The 9,168-nt window shown below is 69.5% G+C and carries 9 protein-coding genes; 6 read left to right on the top strand and 3 right to left on the bottom strand.

The genetic code is table 11. The annotated features are described in order from the left end of the window. The first annotated feature begins 407 nt into the window (after positions 1-407). Positions 408-1,562 carry a M50 family metallopeptidase gene (locus ACWDNU_RS44155; protein ID WP_449673237.1) on the top strand — a complete coding sequence of 385 codons (1,155 nt, stop codon included), beginning with the start codon at positions 408-410 and terminating at the stop codon, positions 1,560-1,562. 78 nt (positions 1,563-1,640) lie between these two features. After that, on the top strand, positions 1,641-2,471 hold the full coding sequence (locus ACWDNU_RS44150; RefSeq protein ID WP_449673236.1) for a tRNA (adenine-N1)-methyltransferase: 831 nt from the start codon (positions 1,641-1,643) through the stop codon (positions 2,469-2,471). On the opposite strand, the gene ACWDNU_RS44145 is transcribed toward ACWDNU_RS44150, so the two are convergent. After that, positions 2,468-2,926, bottom strand: coding sequence for a hypothetical protein (locus ACWDNU_RS44145; RefSeq protein ID WP_449673235.1), 459 nt, complete (start codon positions 2,924-2,926; stop codon positions 2,468-2,470). The two genes, ACWDNU_RS44150 and ACWDNU_RS44145, sit on opposite strands and share 4 nt — an antisense overlap. Beyond that, a complete protein-coding gene (locus tag ACWDNU_RS44140) occupies positions 2,927-3,808 on the bottom strand; it encodes a hypothetical protein (RefSeq protein WP_449673234.1) in 882 nt (293 codons plus the stop codon). It abuts the gene before it with no gap. A gap of 338 nt (positions 3,809-4,146) precedes the next feature. Here ACWDNU_RS44140 and arc point away from each other — a divergent pair, with 338 nt between their 5' ends. Continuing rightward, positions 4,147-5,949, top strand: coding sequence for a proteasome ATPase (gene arc, locus ACWDNU_RS44135; RefSeq protein ID WP_370937226.1), 1,803 nt, complete (start codon positions 4,147-4,149; stop codon positions 5,947-5,949). A gap of 54 nt (positions 5,950-6,003) precedes the next feature. Here arc and ACWDNU_RS44130 read toward each other — a convergent pair whose 3' ends face one another. Continuing rightward, on the bottom strand, positions 6,004-6,909 hold the full coding sequence (locus ACWDNU_RS44130) for a DMT family transporter (RefSeq protein ID WP_449673233.1): 906 nt from the start codon (positions 6,907-6,909) through the stop codon (positions 6,004-6,006). Between the two features lie 120 nt (positions 6,910-7,029). Between ACWDNU_RS44130 and ACWDNU_RS44125 the strand changes: the two genes are divergently transcribed. The 3 genes from ACWDNU_RS44125 to ACWDNU_RS44115 all read left to right on the top strand — a co-directional run bounded on the left by ACWDNU_RS44125 (position 7,030) and on the right by ACWDNU_RS44115 (position 9,076). After that, positions 7,030-7,368 (top strand): hypothetical protein, encoded by a 339-nt coding sequence (locus tag ACWDNU_RS44125; protein WP_101439870.1) that lies wholly within the window; start codon positions 7,030-7,032, stop codon positions 7,366-7,368. A gap of 95 nt (positions 7,369-7,463) precedes the next feature. Continuing rightward, positions 7,464-8,387, top strand: a complete 924-nt coding sequence (locus ACWDNU_RS44120) for an aldo/keto reductase (RefSeq protein ID WP_449673232.1) — start codon at positions 7,464-7,466, stop codon at positions 8,385-8,387. A 71-nt stretch (positions 8,388-8,458) separates the two neighbouring features. Beyond that, positions 8,459-9,076, top strand: coding sequence for a hypothetical protein (locus ACWDNU_RS44115; protein ID WP_449673231.1), 618 nt, complete (start codon positions 8,459-8,461; stop codon positions 9,074-9,076). The last annotated feature ends 92 nt before the right edge of the window (positions 9,077-9,168 follow it).

Below are 9,168 nucleotides of genomic sequence, written 5' to 3'. Positions count from 1 at the left end.
GTCGGTGTGGGGGTGGGGCTGGTGGTGGGGGCGCTGCTGCTCGGCCGGCACGGGCAGCGCGTCGCTCGGTTCGGACGCCAGCGCGATCTCGCGCGGTGCGGGGCGTCGATGAGTCGCTGTGTGACGAGCCTGGGCGTAGCGAGTCTTCGGCTGAGTCGGTGTTCCATGTCGATCTTGGGATGAGTTTCGGCGGCGGACTGCAGTGCGGGTCGTCATGTGTTGTTCCAGTTCACCGAGGGGCGATCGTTGCCAGGCGGGGCCGCCATGCGCAGTCTGGGCGACGGGACACGATGCACGCCGCCGCGCCGCCGGGCACCACCTGAATCCGGACCGGGGCGAGACGACACCACCCGTCCGGGGCGACCGGGTCACCGGCTTCCCACACGCCGACCCCTACGCTGTCCGGCATGGCCGCGACCAGTCAGCACGGCGCCGGGCCCGCTCGGCGCGCCGGCGGGGACGGCGGCCTGCTGCTGTTCCGGGTCGGCGGGGTGCCCGTTTTGCTCGCCCCGTCGTGGTGGATCGGGTCGCTCGTCATCGTGGTGCTCTACGCGCCGCTGGTCGGACGGCTGCTCCCGGACGTGTCGACGCCGACCTCCTGGCTGCTCGCCGCCGCGTTCGCGGTGCTGCTCGGCCTTTCCGTGCTCGCGCACGAACTGGGCCACTGCCTCGTCGCGCTGCGGCTCGGGATTCCGGTCCGGCGGTTGCGGCTTTTCCTCCTCGGCGGACTGTCCGAAGTGGCCCGTACGCCGCGACGGCCGGGGCAGGAAGGGCTGGTCGCCGCGGCGGGTCCGGCGGTTTCGCTGGTGCTGGGCGGATTCTGCTCGCTGCTGCTGTTCGCGGTCCCGCCGGACGGCGCGGTGTGGCTGCTGGTCGCCGAGTGCGCGGTGGCGAACTTCGCGGTCGGGTTGTTCAACCTGCTGCCGGGGTTGCCGTTGGACGGCGGACGGCTCGTGCGCGCCGGGGTCTGGGCGATGACCGGGTTGCGGGCCAAGGGAACGAAGGCCGCGGTCGCCGGCGGAGCCGTGGTCGCGACCGGTCTGATCGTGTGGGCGCTGCTCGGGTTGGCGATGCAGAGCCCGGACCGCTGGCTGCGGCTCGGCGTGTGCGTCGTGACCGCGTGGTTCGTGATCCTCGGCGCGCGGTCCGAGCTGGCCGCCGAAGCCCGGCGCGGCTGGCCTGCGGGGCTGGAACTGTCCGATTTGGTGCGTCCGGTGCTGCAATTGCCCGCGGAAAGCCCGGTTTCCGACGCCTTGGCCGCGTCGGCGGGACGGGGCGTCGTGCTGGTGCGCGCGGACGGGGTCGCGGCCGGACTGCTGGACGAGCAAGCCGCACAGCAGCTGGCAAGCATCAGCCCGCACGCGCCCGCCGAACAGGCCGCCGAGCCGATCCGCGCGGAGACCGTGTTGCTCGCGTCGGAACCGGGCGAGGAGATCGCCGAGCGCGTGCGCGAGACGCCTGCCTGGCAGTTCCTCGTGGTCGACGACGAAGGCCGCCCCGCGGGCGTGCTGCGCCGGGAAGACCTGCGGACCGCGCTGATGCAGGGCCGTCGCGCTCAGTGAGGCACCCGGGCACGACGCGCGCGGGACGACCTGCGAGGATTCGACGTCGGCGTTCCGGGTTTGCAGTGGAGGAAGAAGTTGTCGGTCAGCGGACCGTTTCGTGCAGGTGACCGGGTTCAGCTGACGGACTCGAAAGGCAGGCACTACACCCTCACGCTCGCCGACGGCGGCGAGTACCACACGCACCGCGGCGCTCTCGCGCACGACGACCTCATCGGCCGTCCCGAGGGCAGCGTGGTCACTTCGGCGGGCGGCAGCACGTATCTCGCGCTGCGTCCGCTGCTGCCGGACTACGTGCTGTCGATGCCGCGCGGTGCACAGGTTATCTACCCCAAGGACGCCGCGCAGATCGTGATGTGGGGCGACATCTTCCCGGGCGCGCGCGTCCTCGAAGCCGGCGCCGGTTCGGGCGCGCTGACGTGCTCGCTGCTGCGCGCGGTCGGTCCGGCGGGACAGGTGTTCTCCTACGAGATCCGCGACGACCACGCCGAGCACGCCGAGCGCAACGTCGAGAAGTTCTTCGGCGAGAAGCCGGGCAACTGGACGCTCACCGTCGCCGATCTGGCCACGCACACCGGCGAGGTCGACCGCGTTGTGCTGGACATGCTCGCGCCGTGGGACCAGCTGCCGAACGTCGCCGCGCACCTCGTGCCCGGCGGGGTGCTGACGGTTTACGTCGCCACCGTCACGCAGCTGTCCCGCGTCACGGAATCGCTGCGGGAACAGCAGTGCTGGACCGAGCCGGAGTCGTGGGAGACGCTGATGCGGCCTTGGCACGTCGTCGGTCTCGCGGTGCGGCCGGACCACCGGATGGTCGCGCACACCGCTTTCCTGCTCACCGCACGCCGTCTCGCCGACGGCACGGTGTCGCCGCGGGTTTCACGACGGCCCAGCAAGGGCAAAGGCTAACCAGGGACGCACCAGCGACCGTTCTCGCGCCGCAGCGGGAACGGCGTGTCTTTGTGCCCGCCGGTGCCTTCGACCCGGACAGTCACGGTGGCGTCGTCGCCCGCGATCGCCGGCTGTCCAGTGAGTGAGACGCGAAGCGGGCCGGCGGCGTCCCATTTCGACTGGAGTTCCTTCAACGCCGCGGCAGTTTGCGGTTTGCAAGTGAGAGTGCCGAATTCGGCGGAGTCGGCGCGCGTGATCGCGTCGACGAGAGTGCGCGCGAGCGCGGCGATCGCGGCCTGATCCGCCGCGGGTGCGGGACTCCGGGACGCGCTGGTTCGCGGCGGAGGCGGGGGAGCGGGCGGCTCCGTCGTGGTGCGGGCGGGCCCCGGCAGGCCGATCAAGACCAGGCCGAGGACACCGCCCGCGACAGCGACCGCGAGCAGGACGAGTGCCGTGCTGAGCCGGCGTCTCACCTAGTGGTCCGTGCTGACCTTCCCGAGGCACCAGGCCCCGCCCTGGCGCAGGGCGGTGAGGGTGCCGTCGGCGGTCTTCGTGGACGTCGTGACGTGGTACTTCACCGTGGCCTGGTCGCCGCTTTCCTGCGGGCTGCCGGTCAGCTCGAAGTGGATGCCCGAGGGCATCTTGTCGGTCGGCTTCTGGCCCTTGGTGAGGCTGGTGCAGAGCAGCGAGTACAGCCCGTCGGTGTCGGAGCTGTTGTACGCCGCGGAAGCGGCGTCGAACAGTTCGCCCGAGGTGGGTTTAGCACCCGCCGCCGCCGGGTAGTTGCCGCTGCTCGAGCCGGACGACGACGAACTCGACGGGGACGACGACGAACTGCCGCTGGACTGCGGGGCCGCGACCGGGGCCGAGGACGACGCGGGCGGGGCGGCGTTGTTCTTGTCCTTGCTGTCGCCGGTGAGCCAGATGACCAGGCCCGTCCCGCCGCCGAGGAGGACCACCGCGGCGATCGCGATGCCGACGATCAGGCCGGTCTTCTTCTTTTTCGGCGGCTCCTCGCCGAACCCGCCGAACTGGCCGCCCGGCTGCTGCCCGAACGGCCCGCCGGGCTGGCCCGGCTGCCCGAACTGCCCGAACTGGTCCGGCTGCTGGCCGTACTGCTGGGGACCGCCCTGCTGCGGGTATCCGCCCTGGTAAGGGCCTTGGCCAGGGGCGCCGGGACCGCCGGGGCCGGGCGCGGAGGGGAATCCGCCGGACTGCGGGCCCTGCGGCGGCTGCCCGCCCTGGTTCCATCCGCCCTGCTGAGGCTGCCCGTACGGCTGCTGGCCGCCGGGCTGCTGCCCGTACGGGTTCGGCTGCTGTCCGTAGCCGCCGGGCTGCTGCGGCGGATAAGTCATTTCGGTTCCCCCTGCCGTGCGTACGAAAGTCCTGGCCACGTGCGGAGCGTGGCCACCCGGGGATGCTAGCCAGCCGAGCGCGTTCGCGCGCAGCCAACCCGCAAGTCGGGTTTGCGGTCCGCGCCGCGGGGCATCCGTAGTGCGTTCAGTTCCGCGTTGCGGAAACCCGCGCGGAGCGGATTCCCGTCCGCGGCACCGAATCGGCCGCTTGCGCTGCGCTCGCGGCCGTGCTGGCCGGAAGAAAAAGCGCGACGCGCCGGTCTTGTGATGCGGAAAGGCCTTTTCTTGTCGGTGATCGCCGGTACCGTGGAATGAAAAGCACTCCGAGGAGGTGCCCGATGCATCATGACCTTCCCGGAGGTCGGCGCGAGGAGGCCGACCCTTCAGCAACCGGCGGAGCAGGGCAGACACCAGAGGAACAAGCCCGGCAGATCCGTTTTCTCGAGGAAGAAGTGGCGCTGCTGCGCCGCAGGCTCACCGATTCTCCGCGACAGAACCGCGTTCTCGAACAACGTCTCGCCGAGGCGTCGGAACGGGTGAGTCAGCTCACCGAGCGGAACACGAAACTCGTCGAAACCCTGCGCGAGGCGCGGGGTCAGCTGCTCGCCCTCCGCGAAGAGGTCGACCGGCTGGCCCAGCCGCCGAGCGGCTACGGGGTGTTCGTCGAGGCGTACGAGGACAACACGGTGGACGTCTACACCGCGGGGCGCAAGATGCGCGTCTCGGTGTCGCCCGCGGTGGAGGTCTCGTCGCTGCGGCGCGGGCAGGCGTTGCGGCTCAACGAGGCGCTCACGGTCGTCGAAGGCGGCGATTTCGAGCGCACGGGCGAGGTGTGCGCGCTGCGCGAAGTGCTCGCACCGGACGTCGAGGGCGGCGCCACGCGCGCTCTCGTGGTCGGCCACGCGGACGAGGAGCGGGTCGTCCTGCTCTCCGGCCCGCTCGCCGAGCAGCCGCTCAAACCGGGCGATTCGCTCCTGGTGGACTCCAAGGCGGGCTACGCCTACGAGCGGGTCCCGAAGGCGGAGGTCGAGGACCTCGTGCTGGAGGAGGTGCCGGACGTCCGCTACGAGGACATCGGCGGCCTGACCCGGCAGATCGAGCAGATCCGCGACGCCGTGGAGCTGCCGTTCCTGCACGCGGACCTGTACGAGCAGTACCAGCTGCGCCCGCCCAAGGGCGTCCTGCTCTACGGCCCGCCCGGCTGCGGGAAGACGCTCATCGCGAAGGCGGTGGCGAACTCGCTGGCCAAGAAGGTGGCCGAGGCTCGCGGGGACCAGGCGGACGGCAAGTCCTACTTCCTCAACATCAAGGGCCCGGAGCTGCTGAACAAGTTCGTCGGCGAGACCGAGCGGTCGATCCGGCTGATCTTCCAGCGGGCGCGGGAAAAGGCCTCCGAGGGCACCCCGGTCATCGTGTTCTTCGACGAGATGGATTCGATCTTCCGCACCCGCGGCTCGGGCGTGTCGTCCGACGTGGAGACGACGATCGTGCCCCAGCTGCTGTCGGAGATCGACGGCGTCGAGGGGCTGGAGAACGTCATCGTCATCGGCGCCTCCAACCGCGAGGACATGATCGACCCGGCGATCCTGCGGCCGGGCCGGCTCGACGTGAAGATCAAGATCGAGCGTCCGGACGCCGAGGGCGCGAAGGACATCTTCTCGAAGTACCTGGCCGAGGGCCTGCCGATCCACGCCGACGACCTGGCGGAGTTCGGCGGGGACCAGAAGGCGACGTTCGACGCGATGATCCAGCACACCGTCGAGCGGATGTACGAGGAGAGCGACGAGAACCGGTTCCTGGAGGTCACCTACGCCAACGGGGACAAGGAAGTCCTGTACTTCCGCGACTTCAACTCGGGCGCGATGATCCAGAACATCGTGGACCGGGCGAAGAAGTCGGCGATCAAATCGGTGCTGGAGACCAAACAGCCCGGCCTGCGCGTGCAGCACCTGCTGGACGCGATCGTCGACGAGTTCGCGGAGAACGAGGACCTGCCCAACACCACCAACCCGGACGACTGGGCCCGGATCTCCGGCAAGAAGGGCGAGCGGATCGTCTACATCCGCACGCTCGTCACCGGCAAGAACCAGGAATCGGGGCGGGCGATCGACACCGCCACGAACACCGGTCAGTACCTGTAGCGCACCGCGAACCTGTGGGGCCGCCGGATTCCTCCGGCGGCCCCACAGGCCGTTTCAGACCCGTTCCAGGACCGGTTGCCGCGCCCGGGAAAGCCGGCCGTGCGACGCCAGGATCCCGAGCACCACGAGCAGTGCGCCGACCGGTTCGTTCCAGTGCACCGGCTCGTCGAGCACCAGCACTCCGAGCAGAACGCCGACTACTGGAGTGAGGTAGGTCACAGCAGACGCGTTGGCGGCGCCCCAGGCGGTCGCGATGGCGGTGTTCCAGGTGTAGGCCACGCCGGTGCCGAGCACGCCGAGCGCGAGCATGGACAGCACCACGGCGAGATTCAGATGCACCGGCTGCGCGGCGATCACCGGTGTCGCGGCGAGCAGAATGACGGTGGCGAAACCGGTTTGCCCGAACGCGACGACGACCGGATCGGGATTGCGCGGCGACACGAATTTCCGCAGGTATACGAAAGCCATGCCGTAGCAGGTGGTCGCGCCGAGACAAGCGAGCTGCGCGAGGACTTCGTGGCTGAGGTCGATCCCGCGCCAAACGCCGACCAGCGTGAGCACGCCGGCGAAACCGATCAGCAGCCCGGCGGTTTTCGGGCGGGTGAGCCGCTCTGCGGGCAGGGCGGCCGCCGCGAACAGCATGGTCAGCAGGGGAGTGGTGGCGTTGAAGATGCTGGCGAGCCCGGACGCCACGTACTGCTCGGCCCACGAGTACAGCAGGAACGGGCCCACGCAGAACAGCAGCGAAACCACCGCGAGATGCGCCCACAAGGCGGGGTCGCGGGGGAGCGATCGCCTGCGCAGCACCAGGAACGCGCCGAGCGTCAACGCGCCCAGCGCGACGCGGGCAAGCGCGACCTGAGCCGGGGACAGCCCCTCCAGGCCGACCTTGATGAACAGGAAACTCGCGCCCCACACGACGGCGAGCGCGACGAACCGGGCGGCGATGCCGAACCTCACTGAACCTCCGAAACGGCCGGATGACTGCTGCGGCCAGTCAACGTCCGCGCCACGCCCGGAGTCCAGCAGGTTTCCGTCACTGCGTTCGACGTCAGTGTATAACGCCCTATACTGCGCCGCGTGAGCACAGACAACGCCCGCCCGCGCCCGCCGATCACCGAAGCCGACGTACTGGCCTGGCTGGAGACGACCGCCGCCGCCGTTCAGGCGGGGGAGCTGAATGCGAACGACCTGATCGACCTGTTGGGGGAGTTGCGGCGTGCGTCCGCGGCCTGCGCCGACGCCTCCGACTGGGCGCTGCTGGCTGCCCGGGAGGAGGGGGCCAGCCTTCGCCAAATCGCGCCCGTGTTTGGCAAAGGCTACGTCCGAGCGCCTGCGGCCCGCCTCGAAAAACTCCACCGCCAAGCCCAAAACTCCGGCCAATGGCTCGCCATCCTCCGGCACAAACAAAGTGTATAACGACCTATACATCTGGCGATGAGAAAACGCTCTGCGGTTACTCGTCTAGGCACGCGTGACCATTTCCTAATACCGCTCTAGACAAGGAGATTCTGATGGACCGCATCGCGGTGGGGCTGGCCGCGCTCGGCCGTCCGGCTTATATCAATCTGGGGCGGGACTTGCCGGAAGTGCGTGATGTTCCGTCGATGCGGGCCGCGACCTACGAGGTGCTCGATGCTGCTTACGCGGCGGGGGTGCGGTGGGTGGATGTCGCCCGGTCTTACGGGCGTTCGGAGGAGTTTCTCGGCGGCTGGTTGGCGGAGCGCGGGCACCGGGATGTGACTGTGTCCAGCAAGTGGGGGTACCGCTACGTGGGCGAGTGGCGGCTTGATGCGGACGTGCACGAGGTCAAGGAACATACGTTGCCGCGGTTTCGTGAGCAGTGGGCGCAGACGCGGGAGCTGCTGGCGGGGCACGTGGATCTGTACCAGGTTCATTCGCTCACTGTGGACAGTCCACTTTTCACTGATCCGGCGTTGATTGACGCGCTGGCTGGGCTTTCCGAGGCCGGGGTTGAGGTCGGGTTCTCCACGTCTGGGCCCGAGCAGGCGGAGGTGGTGCGGCGGGCGTTCGAGCTCGAGTCGGGTGGGCGAGCGGTGTTCTCGTCGGTGCAGTCGACGTGGAATGTGTTCGAGCCGTCGGTCGGGGCGGCGTTGGCGGAGGCGCGGGCGGCCGGGAAGCGAGTGCTGGTCAAGGAAACTCTCGCGAATGGGCGGCTTGTCGTGGAGGCTCCGGAGGCGTTGCGGCGGGTCGCTGAGGCGCATGGGGTGGGGCCGGATGCGGTTGCGGTGGCCGCGGTGCTTGGGCAGGAGTTTGATCCGGTGGCGGTGATTGGGCCGTCTAGTCCGGCGCAGTTGGCGGCGAACCTCGCTGCGGTGCGGGTGCGGTTGAGCGAGGAAGAGCGCGCTGTGCTGGGGGAACTGGCGGAGGACGCGCGCGAGTATTGGGCGCATCGATCCCACCTCGGGTGGAGCTGAGCTGGTGCATTACCCTCGGGGCCCAGCATGGCCCGGGGCGGGACGGGCAACATTGAGCGCGGAGGGGCAACGTGCGTCGTCGGCAGGTGCCAGCGGTCGCTGTGCTGGTCGGGCTGGGGGCGCTGGCCGGGCTCGCTGGGTGCGGCAATCGGCCTAATAATCTTGAGACTTACTACGACGATCCTGTTCCCTCGCCGGGTACTAGTGCGCCAGTGGCTCCGCCGGTGTCGCGGGCGGTCGATCCGCCGGTCGTTTCTTCTTCTGCGGCACCGGATCCGCGGTGGGCGGAGGCTGCTCTGCTGTCCGATTCTGACGTTGCCGAAGAGGGCGTGACTCCCGGTTCGGGGCGGGTTTCCGGATGCCTGACCGGGTTGGCGGCGGGTGAGCGCAAGTCGGTGAGCTGGGTGTATCCGAGCGGTTCGGCGTTGACGCACGAGGTCACGGTGTACGCGGACCGCTCCGGCGAAGACGTCGTGGCGGGTGCGCACTGCGCGGGTGCCGAGGTATCGCTGCCGCCGCAGCCGGGAATCACGGTGCAGCGGGCGTGGTGCGAAGGCTCGACGTGTGCGGTGCTAGTGGCGAAGGGGAATCTGGTGTCGGCGTTGAGTGTTGCGGCTAGTACTCCGGCTCGGGCGCAGGATGCGGCTCGGCGGTTGTTGCCGAAGGTCGTGGCTAAGTTGGCGGGGTAGGTCGCCAAGCTGTGTTTTTTTGGCGCCGACTTCGTCGTCGCGTGCGGGATCGCTTTTATGCCGGCGTTTGGGGGCTGCCCGGCGTGACGGGC

Source organism: Amycolatopsis sp. NPDC003676 (assembly GCF_053587275.1).
The sequence above is the reverse complement of the archived record's forward strand: the minus strand, read 5'-3'. Positions and strand labels throughout refer to the sequence as shown.

Excerpts from the sequence above, each read along its gene's own strand:
- ACWDNU_RS44155 (WP_449673237.1), top strand. The coding sequence starts at position 408 with ATGGCCGCGACCAGTCAGCACGGCGCCGGGCCCGCTCGGCGCGCCGGC.
- ACWDNU_RS44140 (WP_449673234.1), bottom strand. The coding sequence starts at position 3,808 with ATGACTTATCCGCCGCAGCAGCCCGGCGGCTACGGACAGCAGCCGAAC.
- arc (WP_370937226.1), top strand. The coding sequence starts at position 4,147 with ATGCATCATGACCTTCCCGGAGGTCGGCGCGAGGAGGCCGACCCTTCA.
- ACWDNU_RS44120 (WP_449673232.1), top strand. The coding sequence starts at position 7,464 with ATGGACCGCATCGCGGTGGGGCTGGCCGCGCTCGGCCGTCCGGCTTAT.